This is a genomic window from Cetobacterium sp. NK01, from assembly GCF_024506395.1.
Lineage (GTDB): Bacteria > Fusobacteriota > Fusobacteriia > Fusobacteriales > Fusobacteriaceae > Cetobacterium_A > Cetobacterium_A somerae_A.
The window spans coordinates 1,114,128-1,137,046 of sequence record NZ_JANIBO010000001.1 but is presented as its reverse complement, the minus strand read 5'-3'; the positions used below and the strand labels follow the sequence as shown (position 1 = coordinate 1,137,046).

The 22,919-nt window shown below is 28.5% G+C and carries 21 protein-coding genes; 11 read left to right on the top strand and 10 right to left on the bottom strand.

What is annotated here, in order from left to right:
• Positions 1-27: 27 nt before the first annotated feature.
• Positions 28-747 carry a basic amino acid ABC transporter substrate-binding protein gene (locus NON08_RS05720; RefSeq protein ID WP_256690465.1) on the top strand — a complete coding sequence of 240 codons (720 nt, stop codon included), beginning with the start codon at positions 28-30 and terminating at the stop codon, positions 745-747.
• Positions 748-774: 27 nt separating this feature from the next.
• Here the strand turns inward: NON08_RS05720 and NON08_RS05715 are convergent, their stop codons facing one another.
• Positions 775-3,621: a non-ribosomal peptide synthetase gene (locus NON08_RS05715; RefSeq protein ID WP_256690464.1), complete on the bottom strand. Its 2,847-nt coding sequence runs from the start codon at positions 3,619-3,621 to the stop codon at positions 775-777.
• Positions 3,618-4,058: a DUF2147 domain-containing protein gene (locus tag NON08_RS05710; protein WP_256690463.1), complete on the bottom strand. Its 441-nt coding sequence runs from the start codon at positions 4,056-4,058 to the stop codon at positions 3,618-3,620. Before NON08_RS05710 ends, NON08_RS05715 begins: the two co-directional genes overlap by 4 nt.
• A 168-nt stretch (positions 4,059-4,226) precedes the next feature.
• On the opposite strand from NON08_RS05710, the gene NON08_RS05705 reads away from it, so the two are divergent.
• A complete protein-coding gene (locus tag NON08_RS05705; protein ID WP_256690462.1) occupies positions 4,227-5,090 on the top strand; it encodes a hypothetical protein in 864 nt (287 codons plus the stop codon).
• 27 nt (positions 5,091-5,117) lie between these two features.
• Here the strand turns inward: NON08_RS05705 and NON08_RS05700 are convergent, their stop codons facing one another.
• Together NON08_RS05700 and NON08_RS05695 are read right to left on the bottom strand one after the other, a co-directional pair.
• Positions 5,118-5,981 (bottom strand): mechanosensitive ion channel family protein, encoded by an 864-nt coding sequence (locus tag NON08_RS05700; RefSeq protein ID WP_256690461.1) that lies wholly within the window; start codon positions 5,979-5,981, stop codon positions 5,118-5,120.
• A 129-nt stretch (positions 5,982-6,110) separates the two neighbouring features.
• Positions 6,111-6,749 (bottom strand): carbonic anhydrase, encoded by a 639-nt coding sequence (locus NON08_RS05695; protein ID WP_256690460.1) that lies wholly within the window; start codon positions 6,747-6,749, stop codon positions 6,111-6,113.
• 190 nt (positions 6,750-6,939) lie between these two features.
• Between NON08_RS05695 and NON08_RS05690 the strand changes: the two genes are divergently transcribed.
• Positions 6,940-7,578 carry a bifunctional 2-keto-4-hydroxyglutarate aldolase/2-keto-3-deoxy-6-phosphogluconate aldolase gene (locus NON08_RS05690; protein WP_256690459.1) on the top strand — a complete coding sequence of 213 codons (639 nt, stop codon included), beginning with the start codon at positions 6,940-6,942 and terminating at the stop codon, positions 7,576-7,578.
• A gap of 2 nt (positions 7,579-7,580) precedes the next feature.
• Positions 7,581-8,570, top strand: a complete 990-nt coding sequence (locus NON08_RS05685; RefSeq protein WP_256690458.1) for a sugar kinase — start codon at positions 7,581-7,583, stop codon at positions 8,568-8,570.
• Between the two features lie 50 nt (positions 8,571-8,620).
• Here NON08_RS05685 and hcp read toward each other — a convergent pair whose 3' ends face one another.
• A complete protein-coding gene (hcp, locus tag NON08_RS05680) occupies positions 8,621-10,288 on the bottom strand; it encodes a hydroxylamine reductase (protein WP_256690457.1) in 1,668 nt (555 codons plus the stop codon).
• A 168-nt stretch (positions 10,289-10,456) separates the two neighbouring features.
• Between hcp and NON08_RS05675 the strand changes: the two genes are divergently transcribed.
• The 3 genes from NON08_RS05675 (at position 10,457) to NON08_RS05665 (ending at position 12,268) form a co-directional block, all read left to right on the top strand.
• Positions 10,457-10,966, top strand: coding sequence for a hypothetical protein (locus NON08_RS05675; RefSeq protein WP_256690456.1), 510 nt, complete (start codon positions 10,457-10,459; stop codon positions 10,964-10,966).
• A 3-nt stretch (positions 10,967-10,969) separates the two neighbouring features.
• Positions 10,970-11,722: an IclR family transcriptional regulator gene (locus NON08_RS05670; protein ID WP_256690455.1), complete on the top strand. Its 753-nt coding sequence runs from the start codon at positions 10,970-10,972 to the stop codon at positions 11,720-11,722.
• Positions 11,723-11,824: 102 nt separating this feature from the next.
• Positions 11,825-12,268, top strand: a complete 444-nt coding sequence (locus NON08_RS05665) for a Dps family protein (protein ID WP_256690454.1) — start codon at positions 11,825-11,827, stop codon at positions 12,266-12,268.
• A gap of 46 nt (positions 12,269-12,314) precedes the next feature.
• Here the strand turns inward: NON08_RS05665 and NON08_RS05660 are convergent, their stop codons facing one another.
• From NON08_RS05660 to NON08_RS05650, 3 genes are all read right to left on the bottom strand, one after another.
• The gene (locus tag NON08_RS05660) at positions 12,315-12,653 is read right to left on the bottom strand and encodes a PTS lactose/cellobiose transporter subunit IIA (RefSeq protein WP_256690453.1); all 339 of its coding nucleotides are present in this window, start codon (positions 12,651-12,653) and stop codon (positions 12,315-12,317) included.
• 24 nt (positions 12,654-12,677) lie between these two features.
• On the bottom strand, positions 12,678-13,763 hold the full coding sequence (locus NON08_RS05655; protein WP_256690452.1) for a DUF871 domain-containing protein: 1,086 nt from the start codon (positions 13,761-13,763) through the stop codon (positions 12,678-12,680).
• Between the two features lie 164 nt (positions 13,764-13,927).
• Complete coding sequence (locus tag NON08_RS05650; protein WP_256690451.1) at positions 13,928-15,073, bottom strand: replication initiation protein; 1,146 nt, start codon at positions 15,071-15,073, stop codon at positions 13,928-13,930.
• Between the two features lie 322 nt (positions 15,074-15,395).
• On the opposite strand from NON08_RS05650, the gene NON08_RS05645 reads away from it, so the two are divergent.
• From NON08_RS05645 to celB, 3 genes are all read left to right on the top strand, one after another.
• Positions 15,396-15,701: a PTS sugar transporter subunit IIB gene (locus NON08_RS05645; RefSeq protein ID WP_256690449.1), complete on the top strand. Its 306-nt coding sequence runs from the start codon at positions 15,396-15,398 to the stop codon at positions 15,699-15,701.
• Positions 15,702-15,759: 58 nt separating this feature from the next.
• A complete protein-coding gene (locus tag NON08_RS05640) occupies positions 15,760-16,845 on the top strand; it encodes a hypothetical protein (RefSeq protein WP_256690448.1) in 1,086 nt (361 codons plus the stop codon).
• 112 nt (positions 16,846-16,957) lie between these two features.
• Complete coding sequence (gene celB / locus NON08_RS05635; RefSeq protein WP_256690447.1) at positions 16,958-18,292, top strand: PTS cellobiose transporter subunit IIC; 1,335 nt, start codon at positions 16,958-16,960, stop codon at positions 18,290-18,292.
• A 71-nt stretch (positions 18,293-18,363) separates the two neighbouring features.
• Here celB and ligA read toward each other — a convergent pair whose 3' ends face one another.
• Complete coding sequence (gene ligA, locus NON08_RS05630) at positions 18,364-20,412, bottom strand: NAD-dependent DNA ligase LigA (RefSeq protein ID WP_256690446.1); 2,049 nt, start codon at positions 20,410-20,412, stop codon at positions 18,364-18,366.
• A gap of 114 nt (positions 20,413-20,526) precedes the next feature.
• Here ligA and NON08_RS05625 point away from each other — a divergent pair, with 114 nt between their 5' ends.
• Positions 20,527-21,603 (top strand): glycerol dehydrogenase, encoded by a 1,077-nt coding sequence (locus tag NON08_RS05625; protein ID WP_256690445.1) that lies wholly within the window; start codon positions 20,527-20,529, stop codon positions 21,601-21,603.
• 60 nt (positions 21,604-21,663) lie between these two features.
• Here NON08_RS05625 and NON08_RS05620 read toward each other — a convergent pair whose 3' ends face one another.
• Positions 21,664-22,761, bottom strand: coding sequence for a hypothetical protein (locus tag NON08_RS05620; protein WP_256690444.1), 1,098 nt, complete (start codon positions 22,759-22,761; stop codon positions 21,664-21,666).
• Positions 22,762-22,919 lie beyond the last annotated feature (158 nt).

Sequence of the window (22,919 nt, the reverse complement as noted above, 5' to 3'; positions counted from 1 at the left end):
AAATTTAATAACACTTAGGAGGAAACTATGAAAAATATTTTTAAAAATTTGGTTTTAATTTTAATGTTAACTATAGGTACTTTAGCTTTCGCAAAGGAGAAACTTTATGTTGGAACAAATGCTGAGTTTCCACCTTTTGAATATCTTGATAAAGGGGAAGTTGTAGGTTTTGATATTGACTTAGTTAAAGCTATTGGAAATAAGCTAAATATGGAAGTAGTTATTAAAGATATGGCTTTTGATGGATTGATTCCAGCTCTTGAAACAAATAAAGTTGATATTGTTATCGCTGGGATGACTGCTAATGAAGAAAGAAAAATGGCTGTTAATTTTTCAAATCCATACTATACTGCCAATCAAGTTATAATCTTAAAAGATGATAATACCAATATTAAAAACTTTGAAGATTTAAAAGGAAAATTAGTTGGAGTTATGCTTGGATTTACTGGAGATGTTGTTATTAGCGAGATGAAAGATGTTAAATCTAAAAAATATAATGCTTCTTATGCTGCTATTATGGAGTTACAAAATAGTAAAATTGATGCTGTAGTTTTAGATTCAGAAACAGCTTTAAACTATGTAAAAAATAATAAAGGTTTAAAATTAGCTGAAACATCTGGGGAACCTGAAGAGTATGCCATTGCAATCTCTAAAAAAAATACTGAACTTTTAAATAAAATTAACACAGCATTAGATGAATTAAAAAAAGATGGGACTTATGAATCTTTATTAAAAAAATATATGTAAAAAAATCCCCTAAATAGGGGGATTTTTTTATTTACTATAGAGTTTTATTGTTTCTAAAGTTGGATTTAATATTATATTTTCTACTCCTTCAGTCTTAATTAAAGGTTCAATTTCATTTATAAATCTTACTATACTCAAAGAATCTGCTCCTAATTCATAAAAACTTTTGTATATATTTTCTCTTTGAATTTTTATCTCTAGTATACTTTCCCATATTTTTATTATTTTTTTTTCAAAAGTAGATAACTCAATTTCATCTTTTTCTTCTAATATAATATTTTTATTTAACTCTCTCAATTTTTTTAAATCTAACTTTCCATTGGAATTTAATGGAAACTCATCTATTTGAAAAAATGCATAGGGTATCATATACTCTGGTAAATTTTTCTTTAAAAATTTACGTAACTCATTTTCATCTGCTACTCCTATATAGTAAGCTAGAAGTGCACTTTTTGATGAATTAGGAATTACTCTACATGCGCTAACTGTTGAAAACTCCTCTATTTTTTTCTCTATCTCTTCTAACTCTATTCTATATCCTCTAATTTTCACTTGAAAATCTTTTCTTTCTAAAAATTCTAAATCTTCATCTACATTTATTCTACATAGATCTCCAGATTTATAAAATCTTTTTCCATTTAGATAAATAAATTTTTTCTCTGTTTCTATAGGATTATTTGAATAACCTTTAGCTAAGCAATCTCCTCCTATTAATAATTCACCTAAATTTTCTTTTATATCAATATCTAAATATAGATCTATATTATCTAAAGGTTTTCCAATTGGTACTCCCTCTCCTAAATATTTCTTATCTTTATCAAAAATATGATATACACACCCTACGGTAGCTTCTGTAGGTCCATATTCATTAACTATTTTACAATTGTCTCCAAGCAAATCTTGAGCTTTTTTAGCTGTAGTAACCTTTAGTTGCTCTCCTCCTACAATAACAAGCTTAAATCTATCTTTTTGAATTTTATATTTTGACATTATCTCTAAATGAGTTGGTGTCATTTTTACACTATTCATCTTACTATTTTCAAAAATATCTTTTAATGTAACTGGAGTAACTTTTTCATCAAAAAATTCTATTTGTCCTCCTGTCACTAAAGTAGTAAATATAGCAGTTATTGATAGATCAAAGGAAATTGATGTAAAGAAACCAAAAATAGTATTCTTGTCTATATCATATTTTTTTATACAATTTGATATATAGTTACAAAGCGTTCCATAGGTTATCTCTACACCCTTTGGATTTCCCGTACTTCCTGAAGTATAAATTGTATAAACCACATCTTCTGAGTTATATTTAATATAACTTTTATTATTTTTATTCTCTATATCTTTTTCAAGCAAAATTTCAGTTATATCCTCTAGTAAAATTTTACTTTTTGAATTTTCTTTGATGTAATTAATTCTATCTTTAGGATATTCAGGATCAATAGGAATAAATACTGCCCCAGCTTTAATACAAGCCAATATTGATATTAAATAACTTGAATCTCTTTTCGTTGAAATTGAAACTCTATCTCCTTTTTCTACTCCCAATCTTTTTAAATAGTTATAAAGTATCTGAGTTTTTTCAAATATATATTTATATGTTAACTCTTTATTTTTTTCTATAACTCCTATTTTAACCTCTTCATCTTTTTTAAAAATCTCTTCAAATATATCTAGCTTTTTTACTTTTTTCTCTCCCAATATATTAACTATTTTTTTATTTGATAATATATTTTTTAGTTTCTCTAGATATGTTTCTATCACCCTATTATCATAATTTTCCTCATAGTATCCAACTGTTAAAATAATTTTATTTTCTAACTCTGTTATTACAAAAGAAAGTGGTACTAAAGGAGTTATAACTGGAAGTGCAAATACTTCTTCTGGATAAAACGTTTTTGTTTTGTAATTTTCTAAATCTATTCTACCTAAATTTGAAATTACAGCTGTTGTAGCTGTCTTTTTTTGCTTATTATAATTAGATATTGTATATCCTAATCCTAATTGTAAAATATTTATTGGAATCTTTCCAAATATAAAATACTCTTTTGGGGAATAAATTATATCTTTATTTTTTAAAATCATATTTATTAAATCTATATTTATTTTTTTCCAATTTTTATCTTGCACTTCTAAATACATAGGTAATGATAGATTTCCTACATTCAAATCTTCACTTTTAAATTTTTCTCTAATATCTCTCGTTACTATAAATCTACTTACTTTATCTTCACTTAAAGTATGAATACTTCCCATTAATTTAGAAGTTAAGCTACTTATTTTTCCATCTATAATTAACTTTTTAGAAATTGGACTAGTTATTTCATAGGATATTCTATCTTTTATAGGAGAATAGTTTCCAACTGTTACTATATCACTATTTTTTTCTATTCCATTTCTTTTTAAAAGATCTATATCTCTTATTTTAGAAGGCTCTCTTTTTATCTCAAAAAGATTGAGTTTTTTAAATATCGCTTCAATCCAAATTCCTTGTCCTTTTCCATCCATTACTCCATGATGAGTTCTAAAAATAAGTGTAATTTTATTAAATTCTTTTAAATAGTATATTTGACAAGCGGGCTCTTTTGTTGGATCTATTTTTCTTTTCATCAACTCTTTAAAATCTTGTCCAATATCTTTTTTTTGAATAATCATAACTTGTGGATTAATTTTTGAATCTATCCAGTACTTTCCATTTAATTTATATCTACTTTCTGGAAATATATTAGCTATTTCATCTACAGCTTTTTGTAACATTTCTACTTCTATACTTCCGCTTCCCATAACTACTCTATTTATCATAAATGAATTATAGTTTTTTTCAAATGTGATATACATTCTCTCATTAGGAGATATTTTTCTTTTATTTATCATAATTTTTCATCACCATATTTTTTTATGTACTCCTTATCAACTTTTTTCCAAACCCTTCTTGCACCTAATATCCCATGAGGGTCAAGAGAACCTCTTAAAAGAAATTTATCACCTTCTAGTTTAACTGATGCATAATATTCTCTAGAACTTTTAGGATCTATCACTCTACCATTTTTATAGATATTATCATCTACTTTTTTAAAATCTTTTACTAATTCAAATCCTATTATTTCATCTTTATTAGTATAGCTTATTATATTAAATTTTTTATCCACTGTTGCTATATATTTTATTTTTCCATTATATGTTTCTCCAATTTTTTCCACTAAAACAATAGCTTCTTTTCCTGTTTTCCCCTCTTGTGTCATCCAATATCCTAAAATTGAATTGGCAAATAATACATTTCCTAAAATTATAAACATTAAAATAATTCTCATTTTTTCACAATCTCCTTTTATGTTTTTATGCCTTAACAGTATATACCATCCTCTTTTATACTAATATTTGAAATACTATACATCTTTTTTCAAAAGTTTTTTCTAATAGCTTTATTTATTTTTTTATGATATAATTTTCCGTTAAAGTAAATTTTAGGAGGTTCTTTTTTGAAAAAAAAATTAGTTTTACTTATTACTTTTATTTGCAATAGCATTTTACTTATCTCTTCTGATACTTTCCAGGATAAACCTTTATTTCCTTTATTAGGAGAGGAAGCTCGTCAAAGAGGCTATGAACTTCCTAATCCTTATGGAATAAATGTTATATATGTTGATATGAAGCAAAACGTTGATATTGAAAGTATCAAACTTTCTCCAATGATTGGAAATTTAAATATTGGAAAAAATCTTAATTTAACTGCTAGCAAAGCTAAAACAGTTAATACAAATAAATTAGTAAGAGCTGATATTTGGATATTTCCATTTTTAAATGTTTATGGAATTTTAGGAAAAACAAAGGGAAATTCTAGTGCAAATGTTAATGGTACTTTTTCTATTCCATCTTTTTTTCCTGGTGGAAAACCTATCCTTATTCCTATAAAAGACATAGATTTCACTCTGAAATATGAAGGAACTACTTATGGAGTAGGTACTGTTCTTGCTGCTGGGAATAAAAACTTTTTCTCACTAATTGATTTTAATTATACAAAAACTACCTTAAACATTATCGAAGGAGAGATCAACGCTCTTGTAGTATCTCCTAAAATTGGATATAATTTTGATTTTTATAATACAAAAAATTCAATTTGGATAGGTGGAATGTATCAAGACATTTCTCAAACTTTAAAAGGTAATTTAAGGGATATTGGAGTTGATATTCCTGGAAAGTTTGAAGTTAACCAAAAATCATCTTCTCCATGGAATAATGTTATTGGTTTCAGAACCGAAATAAATAAATCTGTAGAGTTTACAACTGAAGTAGGGTTTGGTAAAAGAAAAAGTGTTACTCTTTCTTTAGGGTATAGATTTTAAAAAAAGCTGAAAATATTCAGCTTTTTTTTATTTATCTACACTGTTTAGATGAACATCCATTTGTGGGAATGGAATACTTATATTTTCTCTATCTAAAGCACCTTTTATTCCATTTAATGTCTCTTTATAAACAGTCCAGTAGTGTTCGTTTGTTGTCCACCCCTTTAAAGCTATATTTATAGAACTATCTGCATAAGCGTCAACATGACTATAAACTGCTGGATCTGTTAGAACAAGAGGATTACTTCTTAATAGTTTTTCCAAAGCTTCTCTAGCCACATCTAAATCAGCATCATAGGATACTCCTATTATAAACTTTAGTCTTCTTATTGGTGTTTTTGTATAATTTATTACTTTATTTGAAACAACAGAACCATTTGGAACAATTACTAAATCATTATTATGAGTTCTAACTGTAGTTGAAAAAATATCAATGTCGTGAACATATCCCATCTCTCCTGATATATTTACTTCATCTCCAACTTTGTATGTTTTAAAGATAAGTACAATTATACCTCCTGCAAAATTCGATAGATTATCCTTTAATGCTAAACCAACACCTATTCCAAGAGTTCCAAAGAACGCCAATAAACTACTTTCCTTTACTCCCATTATTAAAAGACAAATAGTTATTAAAGTTGCGTGTAATCCTACATATAAAATAGATCTTATAAAACTTCTAAGAGATGGATCTATTACATTCTCTTTTTTAGCACGATTATAAATAGGAGCTATTTTTTTTACTAATTTTAAAACGAAATAGTATATTCCTATGCATATAAATAATTTTATTATAAAAAATAAAAATTCTACTGTAAAATTGACAAATATATTCTTATTAACTAAATGATTTAAAACTTCTTCTAAAAAACTTTTAGATTTTATCTCCATTTCAATCCTCCTTAAATTATTACTTTTTTTTACTTTTAAATTTAATAAATTCTATATATGAAACAAATTTATCTTTTAGCATAATAAAATCCCTTATCTTTTATTGTTAAAAAGACAAAGGATTATCTGTTAAGCCTGATACTCTTTTGGTATAATTCCTTTTGATTTCCAATCCTCTATTGGTATCTTTATCTCCACTATTTTACCACTTCTAATATCTAAGACCCAACCATGAACTTTTGGATATTTTCCATTCTCAATTCTATTTCTTATAACAGACAACTCAAATATATGTTTTAATTGTTCTAAAACATTTAACTCTGTTAATCTATCTAATCTTTCTCTTTCTGTTGATAAACTTTCTAATTCCTCTTTGTGTTCTACCTCTATCTTTTTTATTGGCATCAACCAACTAGATATTATTGAAGAATGTCTGCATTTATCATGAGCTGTTTTTATTCCTCCACACTCATAATGTCCTGAAACAATTATATGCTCTACTTCTAATTGCTCTACTGCATACTCTAATGTTGCTAAAAAATTCATATCATTTGAAAATACTTGGTTAGCTATATTTCTATGAATGAAAAAACTTCCAGGTTCACTTTGTGTAAATGTATCTATTGGCATTCTACTATCTGAACATCCTATATATAGAAATGGTGGATTTTGTCCTTTTGCTAGATTTTTAAAATAATCCTTATCTAAATCAAGTCTCTTTTCAACCCATTCCAAATTTGCTTCTAATAATTCATTATAATTTTGCATTTTTCCTCCTTAACCTACATAGAGTATTATTTATATTTTACAATATTTCACAAAATATTTCTACTTTTTTAGTGTCCTATTTCTTTTAATTTCATATATGAAACTTTTTTATAAATTTGATATTGTTTATTTTCCTTGATTTTTATAGAATTATCTCAATTAATAAAAGAAATTTATGGAGGATTATAAAATGTTAAAAAAGCATGAAATTATAGATAGAATTATAAATACTGGAGTAGTTGCTGTTGTTAGAGCAGAAAATCTAGAGGAAGCAAAGCGTGTTTCTAATGCTTGTATTGCTGGTGGAGTTAATGCAATCGAAGTTACTTACACTGTTCCTGGAGCTACTGAGGTTATTAGAGAACTTTCGAAAGAGTTTCCTGGAGATGATTTCATAATTGGTGCTGGAACTGTTTTAGACTCTGAAACTGCTAGATTAGCTATTTTAGCTGGAGCTAAGTACATTGTTTCTCCTGGTTTTGATCCTGAAACTGCAAAACTTTGTAATAGATATGCTATTCCCTATATGCCTGGATGTATGACAATAACTGAAATGATTAAAGCTATGGAATTAGGTTGCGATATTATTAAACTTTTCCCAGGAAGTGCTTTTGGACCTGACTTTATTAAAGCTGTTAAAGCACCTTTACCTCAAGCTAACATTATGCCTACAGGTGGAGTTTCTTTAGAAAACGTTGATCAGTGGATTAAAAATGGTGTTGTGGCTGTTGGTGTTGGTGGAAAATTAGCTACTGGACCTAGCGAAGAGATTACTGCTACTGCTAAAGCTTTTGTTGCTAAAGTTAAAAAGGTTAGAGAGGAGATCTAATTATGAGTAAAATTGTAACTCTTGGAGAGATTATGTTACGTCTTTCTACTGAAAACAACAATAGATTTATTCAAAGTAATACATTTAGAGCTGACTATGGTGGAGGAGAAGCAAATGTAGCTGTATCTCTTGCAAACTTTGGAATAGAATCTGAATATGTTACTAAACTACCTAACAATCCGCTTTCTGATTCTATTTTTAGATACTTAAAAGCCAATGGAGTTGAAACTAGAAATATTGTTTTAGGTGGAGAAAGACTTGGAACTTACTACTTAGAAGTTGGAACAAGTGTTAGAGCATCATCAGTTATTTATGATAGAAAATACTCATCATTTTCTACTTTAGATTATAGTGAACTTCAAATTGAAAATATTTTAAAAGATTGTAAAATACTACATCTTTCTGGGATCACACCTGCACTTTCTCAAAGCTGTAAAGATCTTACAATTAAAATTATGGAAAAAGCCAAAGAGATGGGAGTTTTAATTAGTTTTGATTTTAATTACAGAGGAAAACTTTGGACTTTAGAAGAAGCTTCTCCTGTTTTAACAAGTTATCTTCCATATATAGATATCTGTTTTGCTGGTATTTTAGATGCTAAAAATATTATGAAATTAGGAGATCATTCTGATTTAAATGAATATTATAAAGAGATTACAAAAAAATATCCAAATATAAAATATCTACTTTCTACAAAACGTGAAACTCACTCAGTTAATGAAAACTCTTTAACTGGTTTCATCTTTAAAGATGGTGAGCTTATAGCTTCACCTAGATATACTTTCCAAATTGTTGATAGAGTTGGTGGAGGAGATGCCTTTGCTGCTGGAGCTCTTTTTGGAATCTATAACAATCACTCACCTAAAGATATTGTAGATTTTGCAACTGCTGCTTCTGTTTATAAGCATACTGTAAGAGGAGATGCAAATTTAGTTTCAAAAGATGAAATTTACAATATAATTCATAATGGTATTTCAACTGTTTCAAGATAATATATATAAAATGGTAAGGAACTCATCCCTTACCATTTTTATTTTCATTTTTAGAAATTTTTTAAATCCTCTTCTACTGTTGAAACAGTTCCAATATTAAAGTTATCTATTAAAACTTTTAAAACATTTCCTGATAAAAATGCTGGAATTGTTGGTCCTAAATGGATATTTTTAACTCCTAAGTGTAATAATGCTAGTAAAACTATTACAGCTTTTTGCTCATACCAAGCTATATTATAAGCAATTGGTAACTCGTTTATATCATTTAACTGGAATACCTCTTTTAATTTTAAAGCTATTAATGCTAATGAGTATGAATCATTACATTGTCCTGCATCTAAAACTCTTGGAATTCCTCCAATATCACCTAAATTTAATTTATTATATTTATACTTTGCACAACCTGCTGTTAAAATAACTGTATCTTTTGGTAAGTTAGCTGCAAACTCTGTATAATAATCTCTAGACTTCATTCTTCCATCGCATCCTGCCATTACATAAAATCTTCTAATAGCTCCTGATTTTACTGCATCTACAACTTTATCAGCTAATGCAAATACTTGGTTATGTGCAAAACCACCTATAATTTTTCCTGTTTCAATCTCTGTTGGTGCTTTACATGTTTTAGCTAATGCTATAACTTCTGAGAAATCTTTTTTCCCATCTTTTTCTTCAACTCTTTTCCATCCTGGGAATCCAGTTGCATTTGTTGTAAATACTTTTCCTTCATATGAAGCCCCAGCTTTTGGAGGTACTATACAGTTTGTTGTAAATACAACAGGACCATTAAATGTTTCAAATTCCTCTTTTTGTTTCCACCATGCATTTCCGTAGTTTCCAGCTAAATGTTTATATTTTTTTAACTCTGGATAATAGTGAGCTGGTAACATCTCTGAGTGAGTATATACATCTACTCCTGTCCCCTCTGTTTGCTCTAAAAGTTGAACTATATCATTTAAATCGTGACCTGATATTAAAATTCCAGGATTATTTCTAACTCCTATATTTACCTCTGTTATCTCTGGATTTCCAAATTTTCCCGTATTAGCAGAATCTAATAAGGCCATTACATCTACCCCAAATTTTCCTGTTTCTAAAGTTAATCCTACTAAATCTCCTAACTCTATTGAATCATCTAAAGTTGAAACTAAAGCTTTTTCTATAAACATAACTATCTCTGACTTTTCATATCCTAAATTTACAGAGTGCTCATAATAAGCTGCCATACCTTTTAAACCATAAGTTATAACCTCTCTTAAAGATCTTATATCTTCATTTTCAGTTGAAAGTACCCCAATAGTTAAAGCTTTTTTATTCATATCCTCTATTGTTTTTACTGTAAATGTTGTTGCATCATGATTTTTTAACCTTTTTATATCTAATCCAAAATTATCCAATTGAGTTTTTACTTTCTCTCTTATTTCTATCCCTTTTAAGATCTCTTTTGCTATCATCTCATCATCAAAATTAGCATTTGTTATTGTTATAAATAATGCATTTGTTATATAATAATCAATTTCTGAATTTAATTCTCTATCTTTTTCTCTCATCTCCAATGAGATATTTTCTCTTAGAATAGAGATCCCTTTTGCCGTATAAATAAGTAAATCTTGAAGATTTGATGTAGTTGGTTTTTTTCCGCAAACTCCTACTATTGAACAACCTTTATTTCCTGCTGTTTCTTGACATTGAAAACAAAACATTGGTACTTTTTCCATTAATCTCTCTCCTTGGTTTTAAAATTTATAACTGGATTATATCAGTATAGTTAATATAAATATGTAACATATGTTACACACTCAACTTTTTTTCTAGTAGATTTTTTATATTTAATGTATAATCAAATCATACTGACAAAAATATTCTTTGTTATAGGAGGAAATTTTATGAAAAAATGTTTGTTTATATTTGGATTTTTACTTTTTTTAGTTGGATGTACAAATACAGAAGATTATATTGTCTCTGATTTTTTTGTAGCAGGAGACTTTACTTATAAAGGTGGTTTTGAAAATGCTGGTTCTAAAAGTAGCAGTAAAGTAGTTAGAAAAAATGGATTAAAATTTATTGTAGAAGAAACTGTTGATACAGCAACTAGAGTTGAAAGGGTTTATCTAATTAATAGAGATTCTATTTCATTGATCTATACTGGTGAAAATACTTCTGTTGATCTAAATAACATTGACCTAACTAAAGGTGAGGTTATACTAAAAGCACCATTTACTGTTGGAAAAACTTGGAAATCTAAAGAAAATATCTATGAAATTGTAAATTTCATTGATGCTGAATCAGGTCCTGAAGTAACTGTTGAAAAAACATTTCCTAATGGAACTGTTGAGAGAATTATCTATCAAAAAGGATTTGGAAAAATACAAAAAACTATAATAACGAGGAATTAAGCTATGAAAAAATTAGTTCCAGCTATGGAAAAAATAGATAAAATTTTTAATTATCTTTATTTAAAAGAAAAAGCTTCTCAAGCTGAGATATCAAAGGATCTAAACATTCCTAAAGCTACAACTAATAGACTTCTTTATACATTAGTTACAATGGGATACTTATACTTAGTAGGAAAAGAATATACTTTAGGAAATAAATTTGATTATTTTTCAAATAAAAATAAAAATTATAATTTAATTAAAAATATCTCTTACCCATATTTAGAAGAACTCTCTTTAAAGTTTAAAGAAACTTTTAAAGTTAGTGTCTTTGATAAAAATAAGATTAGAGTTATAGCTTCAGTTGAAAGTAATGACTATTATAAAATTACAGTTCCTGAAAATGCTATTTTCCCATTACACGCAGGAGCAGCAAGTAAAATTTTAATCTGTCAATTAACAGAAAAAAAATTAAACTCTTTACTTCCTGAATCTTTGCCAAAGTATACAGAGAATACTATAACAAGTAGAGAAGAATTAAAAAAAGAGTTATTTAAAGTTAACATAAAAAAAATTGCTTTTGATAATATGGAGCATTCAAATACTATTAGTGCTGTAGCTATACCTATATTTGATAAAAATAATAAAATTATAGCCGCTCTAAGCTGTCCATTTTTTAGTACCGAAGCTAATAAAGAGCATATTGATGAAATTGTTATAGCTATGAAAGAAGTTTGTAAAAAAATAAGTGTTACGATTACAAATATGACATATTAATTATTTTTTTTTTTTCTTTGAAGGAAATTTTGAAAATCCCCGAATAATGAAAGTGAAGTTAGAAAATAAAACCACCGGTTTTAATTAAAAGGAGGATTTTTTATGGAAAATAAAGATCTAGTATTTCAAATGAACAAATTTGTAGGAGATTTACACGTATTTAAAACTAAAGTACACAACTTCCACTGGAATTTAACTGGAGAGCATTTCTTCGTTATACATCCAATGCTTGATGGAATAATGGCTGAAATTGATGGACAAATCGACTCTGTTGCTGAGAGAATCTTAATGATTGGACACAGACCTTTTGGATCTTTAGAAATCTATTTAAAACATACTGTTTTAGCTGAAGCTGAAACTAAAGCATATCCAGCTAAAGAAGCTGTAAAATTAATGTTAGAGGATTTCAAACTTCTTTTAGCTGAAATTAATATCATAATGGGAATCGCTGAAAAAGAGGATGATCAAGAAACTCTTACTTTAGTTACTGATATAGCTGCTTTATATCAAAAACATATCTGGATGTTTGGAGCTTGGTTAGCATAATAATAAAATTAAAACCCCTTGAAATTTCAAGGGGTTTTTTATTTAATTATTTATTTTCTAAAGCAAATAATCTTTTATTTAACTTTATCATTTTTTTAATTAATTCTCTTTCTGATAAAGCTGTCATTAAATGATCTTGAGCATGAACGAAAACTATTGATAAAGGAATCTTTTGTCCTCCAGCTTCTTTTTGTATCATATCAGTTTGAACGTGGTGAGCTTTTAATACTGCTGCATCACACTCTTTCATACACTCTTCAGCTTCTTCAAATTTCCCCTCTTCTGCAAATGCTAATGCTTGATGAGCACATCCTTTAGCTTCTCCTGCATATGCAACTATTGAAAATATTATCTCTTCTAATTCCTCTTCTGTAAAATCTACCATTTTTATCCTCCTAAACCGATTTTATTACTTTTTTATTTTAATTTTGAATTTTTGCCAAGGTTTAATACTGTCTAATAATCCCATATAATTAGGATTTATTCTTCCTACAACACTTGTTTTTCCTGAATTTTTCATATCTTTTCTAGCTATATGTAACTCTCCTGCATATTGTCCATAAAGTGATGATTCAATTAATACATCTCCTTTTTTTATATCCACAGGATTGAATAATTCAAAATGTGTTCCTTTATATTTTACTCTTGATTGAGTTGACCTTACAACATATTCTCCTACATCTCCTCTTTGGAAATGTAACTCTTTTTCTATTATATCTTTTTCAACTGTACCTACACCCTCATAAACTTCACACTCTAACTCTAGCATCTCTTTATTTATATCTGCTAATTTTTTAAGTTCTTCTTCTGTTGGGAAACAGTTTGATATTATTACAACATCTATTCCTTCATTGAATAACTCTCTTCCTTGAACTTCAATTGGAAGATCTCTATGCTCTTCTAATGTGCACAGTCCATCATTTACTGGCCATGGTCCAAAAGTTCCAGTTTGTGATGTTACAAAGGCTGCTGTTGTTAATGAAAACCCTTTAAACCTTTTATTACAGCTTCTAAAATGTTCTCTTGAAAGTCCAGTATATCTATGTGGATAGAAATTATGACAACCTACTAATTTCTCTTTATTTGGCATATAATCCATTATAGTATTAACATAATTAGTATCTTGACTCATATTTATCTCTACTAAAAGTCCATGCTCATTGAAAGTCATTATACTTTCCTCATTTCCAGAGAATCCTAAATCTAATCTTACTCCACAAGCACCTATCTCTTTAAAAAATGATAGATCTTCATAACTTATATTTAATTTACTAAATATTGAAGGAGCCACATCTACCATAACTTCCATTCCAAAACTATTAGCGTGTTCTATCGTTTCTTTAAATTCTTTTAGTATAGCCTCTTTATCTCCATCTACTGATAGTAAGCAAGTAAAAACTCTTTTATATCCGTATTTTGCTGCTAATTCAATATAATTTTTATTTTCTTCTAGTGTTGCATGAAATGGATATATAGATATTCCTAATTGTTTCATTTTTTTACTCCCTCCTAAAAACCTTTGTTTTACTTAGTTTTTACTAGATTTTTCCGAGTAAGTCAAGAACTAAAACTACAAGAAAAATATATTATTTTTTTTCGTCTAATACTTACAATATTTTCAATACTTTATATCTTTTTTTTTAATATTAACGCTTAAATTTATTTTTTTTCTCCATTAGCATCTTCAGCAGCCTTATATATTTCTATAGTACTTTCTCTTCCTTTATCTAAATATAAAATATTAATCTTATGTCTTTCATCTTTGTATTCTAAAGTTTCTCCTACTTTCATATTTCTAAGAGCTTTTAAAAAATTATAATTATAATAAAATTTACACTTTAGTAACTCTTTATACAACCTTGATTCAAAAATAAATCTATTAGAAAATATATCTGACGTTTTGCTAACCAAAATATATTTTTCTTGATGATCGGTATCTTGATTCTCTTTTAACGCTAAACAAATAGCTTCATCTAATGATCCTGAAATTCCCTTATCTAGATGATAAAGATTATTTCTTACAAACTCTACACCTTCTTTTAAAAGTGCTTCCTCTATAACTTTACTAACTGTAGATATAGAATCAACTCTATCTCTTAAAGGTAGAAGAAGTCTATCAATCTCCTCTGATAAAATTGGTGAAAGCTTATGATTAAAACTAAACTCTATCTCCATTATCTTACTTGTAAATCCATCACTATTTTTTATTTTTTTATACTCTATATTATACTTAGTTAATTGATTGATATCTTCTAATGCTGGTTTCAAAATAGTTTTTTCAAAATCATAAAACCTTTCATAATTTTCCTGTCCTACTCCTAAAAGTTCTTTTAGTTGATCTCTTGTTATTATAAATCCACCTTGATTTCTATTTTTTATCATAGCTAAATATAGTTGAAAACTTTTCTTATCTTTAAATAGTAGGATTAATAGCAGATCTATATCATCAAATATTCCACTTTCTTTTAACGACTTCAATGATCTTGAAATATATAATCTGTACTCCTCTCTATTTCTCATGTAAAAATCAAATATTGGAAATGAAGAGAAAAATATCTCCTCTTCTTTTTCTATTAACTTCAAATGTATTCTTCTCTTTGAAAATTTATCTAAGAAATCTTCAATTAAACCTCTTTCTTTAACTATAGATCTCAGTTCTTTTTCTGTAAAAATTATATATTTTTCATTTTTTCCTTTATACTTCTCTCTAATTATTTCCAAAAAATCTCTTTCTTTTTTATTCAATTTTTTATCTGTATCTATAAAAATATCATTTTTGGAAAAATCAAAAGCCATTTTTCTCATATTTTCACCACCTTTTTTGTGTATTTTTAAAAAAATTTTAAATTTTTTTGTTTTTTTTTTACCATTTTCTACAAAAATTAGACGATTTTTTTTGTTTTTTTTTTCGTTCTAATTAAAGAATACAACATTTACCTCTTATTTTCAAGTTTTTTTTTAGTTTACATATTATTATTCGACGAAAAAAGTCTGATTTTTGTGAAATTTGACTTTTTTTAAAACATATTTTATAATTCTAGTGTCGGATGAAAGATCTACTTAGAAAAATTTCAAAAGTTTAAATTAAAATTTCAAAATATTAATTAAGTAAAAAGGAGAAATAGTTATGAAAAAAATATTATTACTTTGTTCTGCAGGAATGTCAACAAGTATGGTTGTTAAAAAAATGGAAGCTGCTGCTGCTGCTGAAAATATAGAGGTTAAAATTGATGCTGTAGGTTTAGAGCAATTCCACGAGTTATTACCTCAATATGATGTATTTCTTTTAGGACCACAAGTTAGATTTAAGAAAGCTGAGTTAGGTGCTATTGCGGCTGAAGCTGGAAAGCCTTTAGATGTTATTGATACTATGGCTTATGGAACATTAAATGGTAAGAAAATTTTAGACTTTGCTTTAAGCTTAGCTAAATAAAAATAGTTATACATTTTACTTTAAATAATACTTTTATTTAAAAATGGGAGGGTAACAAATGAAAAAATCACTTTATTTATTGGCTGCTTTATCATTATTAGGTACAAATGTTTTTGCTAAAGAGGTTGTAGCTAATCCTACACCTACTACTGAAACAGTTGCACCTGTTGCTGGGGAAATTAAAGAAGAGAACGTTAATGAGGAAACTCAAGTTATGTCTATAGTTGAAGTTCCTGAAGATAAATGGTCTTTTGCTGGAAGAGCGTACTTAGAGATGGAAGATTTCGATAATGGATCTGATTTAGCTGGGGGAGACGACGAAGATGGTACTTTCTTTGGAACTGGAATATCAGCGTCAAAAGGAAAGTTAACTTTAGATTTAAATGTTGAAAAAAGACTTGGTGGAGATCTATCAAGTGATAATAATCCTGAATGGGAATCTTTAAGAGCGGACTGGAAAGTTAGATATCAATTATTTGCTAATCAAGGTTTCCATTTAAAATATAGAAACGAAACTAGAACTAGAGATTTTTCTCAAGAAACTTATCACGATGACTGGAGAAGAAATAGATTTGAGTTAGGAACTGATTTCAATCACTTTAATGGTCTTTTAGCTGGTTGGTTAGTTGTTGGTTACGATAGAGACAAACAAGATAATAACTATGGGCTTTTAGATACTAATAAAAATAATGGTTGGTATTGGGAAGGAGATTTTGGACCTTCATTTAAATTAACTGATAAGTTATCTCTTAACCCAACTGTATTTACTACTGGAGAAATGTATGATACATATGAAATGGTTGAAACTCAAATCAGAGTTATGATGCCATATCAAGCTACAGAAAAACTTACTATCATGCCTAGAATTAGATTTACTTTAGAAAGAACTTATGATGAAAAAGATTCATCTCTTGATGGTAAATTCCACAGAAAGTATGATAACAAAGCTGGTAATAAAATCAGATATGAATTAATGGCTAACTATGTTATTAATGAAGACTTCTCTACATTTGTAGGAGTAGCTTATGAGGCTAACACTAGAACTTATAAAAACGAAGAGAAATTTGGATGGGGACCAGGAAATGGAGATCATGATATCGATTTATGGTGGTCATACATTGGTTTAAACTACAAGTTTAACTAATATTTTAAACAAATTATCAAGAATATTATAAAAATTATGGGGAGGGGAAGTTTTTTCCTCCACCCCTTTCTATAAAATTTGATATAATAAACTAAAAAACGGAGGAAAATTTATGAGTAATTTTATGAATCTTATTGAAGAAAAACTTATGCCTGTTGCTGCCAAAGTTGGGCAAAACAGATATTTAAATGCAATCAAAGATGGTTTTGTTTATACAATGCCGTTCTTAATTATCGGTTCATTTATCCTTTTAATGGTAAACCTACCATTCACTGATCCTAATAACATACTTTACATGGAGTGGTATGCTAATTTAATGGGAGCTTTTAAAGGAGATTTAGTACAACCTTTCTATGTAAGTATGGGAATTATGTCTTTATTCGTTTCTTACGGAATTGGAATGTCTTTATCTAATAGTTATGGTCTTAACGGTACAACTGGTGGATTCTTATCAATGTATGCATTTTTACTAGTTTCAGCGAAACTAGATTGGTTACCTGTTGGTCAAGCTGAGGGAGCTGGAGCTCTATTCCTTATCCCTGATGGTGGATGGATGCCAATTATGGATGCTAGATATCTTGATGCTAAAGGACTATTCACAGCTATCCTAGGAGCAATAATAGCTATTGAAATATTCAGATTATTAGTACAAAAGAAGTTCGTTATTAAACTTCCTGATTCTGTACCACCTGCAATTGCTAAATCATTTGAGTTATTAATCCCAATCGTGTTTGTTACAATCCTTTTCCAAGCAATAAATATATTTGCAATGAAGAGCTTAAACATCATGGTTCCTGAGATTATCTTAAAAGCTTTTGCACCATTACTTAATATGTCTGATTCATTAATCTCTGTAATCTTTATTATCATAATCACTCACCTTTTATGGTTTGCTGGATTACACGGAACTAATATTGTTATAGCTATTATTAACTCTATAACACTGTCTAACTTAGCTGCTAACCAAGCTGCTCTTCAAGCTGGTGAAACTTTACCTAAAATATTTGCAGGAGGATTCCTTGATGCTTATGTTTATATTGGAGGAGCTGGAGCTACTTTAGGACTTGCACTTGCTATGTCTGTAAGTAAAAATGCACATATTAAATCAATTGGAAAACTTTCAGTTATTCCAGCAGTATTCAATATCAATGAACCAATAATGTTTGGAGCACCTATTGTAATGAACCCATTACTATTCATTCCATTCGTTGGAATCCCAGTATTAAATGCTTGTATAGCATGGTTTGCTACAAAGTTTGATTTAGTAGGAAAAATTATAACTCTTGTTCCTTGGACAACTCCAGGACCAATTGGAGCATTACTTGCTACTAACTTCAGTATTACTGCCTTCATTTTAAGTTGTGGATTAGTTGCTGTTTCATTCTTCCTATACATTCCTTTCTTAAGAGTGTATGAAAAATCTTTAAATGAAACTGAAGCTGCTTAATAAAAAGTTTATAAAATAAAAAAGTGCTAATATAAAAAAATCTCTCAAGAAATTATCTTGAGAGATTTTTATTATTTAGTTAATTCTATAAATTCATCCTCTGTTAAAATTGTCACTGTTCCTAGTTCTTTTGCTTTTATTAACTTACTTCCTGCATCTTCTCCCACAATTAGATAATCTAATTTTTTACTTACAGATGACATATTAGTCCCACCTAAAGACTCTATTAGATCTTTAATCTCTTCTCTTTTAAATTTTTGTAGTTTTCCTGTAAATAAAAAAGTTTTTCCTGTAAACTTTCCATCTTCAACTACCTTTTCTTCAACATCTTCATCTGCTTTTCCAAAATTTACTCCATAATCTTTCAATTTTCTTACTATTGTTATAGATTTTTCATCTCTAAAAAAGTTATAAACTGACTCAGCTACTTTATCTCCTACACCATCAATTTCTAAAAGTTCCTCTTTAGACATTTGAGATAATTTGTCTATGTTTTTACTTTTTTTTGCCAAAACATTTCCTAAAAATTTTCCAACAAAAGGTATTCCTAAAGCATACAGTGTTTTAGAGTATGGTCTCCCTTTACTTTTCTCTATTGAAGCTAAAAGTTTTTCTACACTTTTTTCTCCCATCTTATCCAACTGCATAAGTTCATCTTTATGTTCTCCTAAATTATAAATATCTGTTATATCTTTTATGTAATTCATTTGTAACATTCTTTCTACAATCTTACTTCCAAATCCACTTATATTCATTCCATCACGAGAAACAAAATATTCTATACTTCCTTGAATTATAGCTGGACAATTAGGATTTACGCATTTTAAATCAACTAATCCTTCCTCTTTTTCTAGAATTGAATTACATACTGGGCAATGAGTCGGAGGAATAACTTCCTTTTCCTCTCCTGTTCTAATGTCTTTTATAGAGCTTACCACCTGTGGAATAATTTCAGCTGCTTTTTCTATAAATACTCTATCTCCAATTCTAATATCTTTTCTTAAAATCTCATCCATATTATGTAAACTCGCTCTTTTTACTCTACTTCCTGATAGTTCAACCTCTTCTAATTCTGCCACAGGAGTAACTTTACCAGTTCTTCCTACCTGCCAAGTTATATCTAAAAGTTTTGTTGTAACCTGTTTTGCTGGAAATTTATAAGCGATTGCCCATCTTGGACTTTTTGTTGTATAACCTACCTCATCCCATAAATCAATATTATTTAGTTTTATTACTAATCCATCTGTCTCAAAGTCTAATTTTTCTCTTTCAATCTCCCAATAAGAAATTCTTTTCTCCATAATAGTTAGATCATCTATCACTTCAGCAACTTTAGTTGTCTTTATACCAACTTTATCTAGATAATCTAAGCTTTCTCTATGAGTTTTAAATCCATATTTTAAAGGCTCAACAACATAATAAAAATATGCATCTAATCCTCTTTCTTTAACTATTTCTGAATCTAACTGTCTTAAAGTACCACTAGCTGCATTTCTTGGATTGGCAAATATCTCTTCACCATTTTTTAATCTTTCTTCATTTAATTTTTCAAATTGACTTAAAGGAAGTACAATCTCTCCTCTAACCTCTAAATTAACATCTTCTTTTAAATAATTAGGAATTGTTTCAATAGCTAAGATATTCTCTGTAACATCCTCTCCCTCTATTCCATCGCCTCTTGTTACCGCTCTTACTAGCTCTCCTTTTTCATAAGTTACACTTATACTAGCTCCATCTAATTTCAACTCAAGAACATACTCCAATTTTTCATGCTTATACTCAAGATTTTTCTCAATTCTTTCTGTAAAAGCCACTACATCCTCAATATTATATGAATTACTTAAACTTAACATAGGCTTTTTATGAATCACTTTTTTAAATTTTGATTCTTTTAAATCTATTGCTCCTACATGTTTTGTAGGAGATATATCCTCTTTAAATTCTGGATAATCTCTTTCTAACTTTTCTAGCTCTTTTAAAAGTTTATCAAATTCAAAATCTGAAATTATAGACTCATTTTTAGTATAATAATAATAATTGTAACGCTCTATCTCTTTTCTTAATTCATCTATTCTTTTTTTAGGTTCACTCTCTTCAACTAAATTAAAAAGTTTTAGCATCCTCCACCATCCTTTTTTATTAAATTATACCACTTTTCTATTTACAAATTAAGACTTTAGTGGTAATAAATAGATAACAAAAATCTTTTTTATTAAAGTTTACGGAGGTATCAAATGGAAAATATTATTTTATCACCTGGTAAATATATTCAAGGACCTAACTCTTTAAACAATATTGCTAAGTATGCCAAAAAAAATGCTTTTATTATTGCAGATAATTTTGTTATGAGCATTACTGAAGATATTATAAAAGAAAGTTTTATTAAAGAAAACTTAACTCCTTATTTTGAACTTTTCAATGGAGAATGCTCTAAAGTTGAGATTAATAGATTAAAAGAGATTTTAAAAGAAAAAAAATCTGAAATTGTTATAGGAGTTGGAGGTGGTAAAACTTTAGATACCGCTAAAGCACTTGCTCATTATTGTGATCTTCCTGTTTTAATTGTTCCTACAATTGCTTCTACTGATGCTCCTTGTAGCGCATTATCTGTACTTTATACTGAAGATGGTGTTTTCGATGAATACCTTCTTTTACCCAATAATCCAAATATTGTTTTAATGGATACTGAGATTATTGCTAAGGCTCCTGCTAGATTATTAGCTAGTGGTATGGGAGATGCTCTTGCCACATACTTTGAAGCTAGAGCTTGTGAGAGATCTGGTGCCTTAAATATGGGAGGTGGTCTTCCTACTAAAGGAGCAATGGCTCTTGCTAAACTTTGCTTTGATACCCTTATTTCAGATGGTGAAAAAGCTATGTTTGCAGCTCAAAAATGTGTTTGTACAAAGGCTGTTGAAAATATTATTGAAGCTAATACGTATTTAAGTGGTATTGGATTTGAAAGTGGTGGACTAGCTGCAGCTCATGCTATTCATAACGGACTAACAGCTTTAGAAGAGTGTCACGATCTATATCATGGAGAAAAAGTAGCTTTTGGAACTTTAGTACAGCTATTTTTAGAAAATGCTCCTATGGAAGAGATTGATGAAGTTTTATTTTTCTGTAAAAATATTGGACTTCCAACGTCTTTAGAGGATTTAGGAGTTAACTCTATTGAAAGAGAAAGACTTTTAGAAGTAGCTAAATTAGCTTGTGCTCCTGGAGAAACTATACATAATATGCCATTTGAAGTAACTCCTGAAAAAGTTTTAGCTGCTATTTTAGCTGCTGATAACTATGGTGGATATTAATATATAGATTTATAAAAAAATAAAACCCTTGGAAATTCCAAGGGTTTTTTATTACATATATTAGAATGTTACTTTCATTCCTGCATATGCAAGTGGTTGCCATCTCCAGTGAGAAGCTGAACTTTGATCTATATTATCCCAGTTTCTATACTCTGCTCCCACTCCTGCGTTTACAGCTAAATTCTCTGTGATTTTATATGTTGCATCTAAAGTTAATAATGTATATAAGCTGTAAGTTGTTTTAGGTGATTTTGTAGTTACACCATCACTATCTTTAGTATATTTATCATATTGTCCAAATACATATGGATCGTATCCACCTTCAAAATTGAAGTCAATTGCATATGCATCAGTTGTGTATAATGCAAAGTTTCTACGTAAATAGATTTCCCATGTTACAGTGAAATCTTTGTCTTTGTTATCTGTTAAATCTTTATTTGTATGGAAATCATGTCCATAGAAGTTTTGATCTAAATAGATTGTACCATCCCAAGTAAATCCAAGTGGTAAGTTACCTGCATATTCAATATCCATACCAATAGTATTCATATAGTTTGATCCACCATCTTCTGGGAATGAATGATAGAATTTTGGAGCAAGTAATAAATCACTTAATAATGCTCCTTTATTTTGATAAACTGTAAATCTTGCTTGGTACTCTAAGTTTTGAGAGTCATCCTCTTCATCTCTATATTGTACTCTTGAAGTAAACCAATCATTATGCTTATAGTAAGCTCTTAATCTTGTTTCAGTTCCATTTTGAGAGTTTTCATGTCCATCTCCATTTGACTCTAAATTGTTATAATCTCTAATTCTTCCTTCTAATGAAAAATTTTCTGTTGCTTGAACACCGAAAGTTGTTTCAAGTCTAGAATATTTATTAGAACCTCTATTCCATTCGTCCTGAGCTACATTTGGATCTGTTCCAAAACCAGGAGCTACTCTATCTCCATGCCCTTCAGTCTTCCCATATGCTCTATATTCCACTCCGATATAACCAGTTGGTCTAAATGCTGGTGCAATAACCTCTTCAACTACAGGCTCAGCTACAACTATAATCTCTTTTGATACTTCAACTGGAGCTACTACAACCTCTTTGGCTTGAACAGCAGTTCCTACTACAAGTAAAGATCCTAAAAAAAGTGCTAATTTTTTCATAAAATCCCCTCCGATTTTTAATTGTGTTATTTATGAGAAATAATTTTTTATAGTAAAAATTTATTTCCCTCCACTGTATTCTTTATACAATATTTTTTTAATTTTGTAAATAAAATTTTTCTTAGTAAATTATTTTTTTGTATAAAAATAAGCTACAA

Bases quoted from the DNA above. Each gene is read 5' to 3' on its own strand.
- NON08_RS05645 (WP_256690449.1), top strand. From the start codon at position 15,396: ATGAAAAAAATATTATTACTTTGTTCTGCAGGAATGTCAACAAGTATG.
- NON08_RS05640 (WP_256690448.1), top strand. From the start codon at position 15,760: ATGAAAAAATCACTTTATTTATTGGCTGCTTTATCATTATTAGGTACA.
- NON08_RS05690 (WP_256690459.1), top strand. From the start codon at position 6,940: ATGTTAAAAAAGCATGAAATTATAGATAGAATTATAAATACTGGAGTA.
- NON08_RS05700 (WP_256690461.1), bottom strand. From the start codon at position 5,981: ATGGAGATAAAATCTAAAAGTTTTTTAGAAGAAGTTTTAAATCATTTA.
- NON08_RS05625 (WP_256690445.1), top strand. From the start codon at position 20,527: ATGGAAAATATTATTTTATCACCTGGTAAATATATTCAAGGACCTAAC.
- NON08_RS05650 (WP_256690451.1), bottom strand. From the start codon at position 15,073: ATGAGAAAAATGGCTTTTGATTTTTCCAAAAATGATATTTTTATAGAT.
- hcp (WP_256690457.1), bottom strand. From the start codon at position 10,288: ATGGAAAAAGTACCAATGTTTTGTTTTCAATGTCAAGAAACAGCAGGA.
- NON08_RS05685 (WP_256690458.1), top strand. From the start codon at position 7,581: ATGAGTAAAATTGTAACTCTTGGAGAGATTATGTTACGTCTTTCTACT.
- celB (WP_256690447.1), top strand. From the start codon at position 16,958: ATGAGTAATTTTATGAATCTTATTGAAGAAAAACTTATGCCTGTTGCT.
- NON08_RS05715 (WP_256690464.1), bottom strand. From the start codon at position 3,621: ATGATAAATAAAAGAAAAATATCTCCTAATGAGAGAATGTATATCACA.
- NON08_RS05660 (WP_256690453.1), bottom strand. From the start codon at position 12,653: ATGGTAGATTTTACAGAAGAGGAATTAGAAGAGATAATATTTTCAATA.
- NON08_RS05695 (WP_256690460.1), bottom strand. From the start codon at position 6,749: ATGCAAAATTATAATGAATTATTAGAAGCAAATTTGGAATGGGTTGAA.
- NON08_RS05675 (WP_256690456.1), top strand. From the start codon at position 10,457: ATGAAAAAATGTTTGTTTATATTTGGATTTTTACTTTTTTTAGTTGGA.
- NON08_RS05710 (WP_256690463.1), bottom strand. From the start codon at position 4,058: ATGAGAATTATTTTAATGTTTATAATTTTAGGAAATGTATTATTTGCC.
- NON08_RS05720 (WP_256690465.1), top strand. From the start codon at position 28: ATGAAAAATATTTTTAAAAATTTGGTTTTAATTTTAATGTTAACTATA.
- NON08_RS05670 (WP_256690455.1), top strand. From the start codon at position 10,970: ATGAAAAAATTAGTTCCAGCTATGGAAAAAATAGATAAAATTTTTAAT.
- ligA (WP_256690446.1), bottom strand. From the start codon at position 20,412: ATGCTAAAACTTTTTAATTTAGTTGAAGAGAGTGAACCTAAAAAAAGA.
- NON08_RS05655 (WP_256690452.1), bottom strand. From the start codon at position 13,763: ATGAAACAATTAGGAATATCTATATATCCATTTCATGCAACACTAGAA.
- NON08_RS05665 (WP_256690454.1), top strand. From the start codon at position 11,825: ATGGAAAATAAAGATCTAGTATTTCAAATGAACAAATTTGTAGGAGAT.
- NON08_RS05620 (WP_256690444.1), bottom strand. From the start codon at position 22,761: ATGAAAAAATTAGCACTTTTTTTAGGATCTTTACTTGTAGTAGGAACT.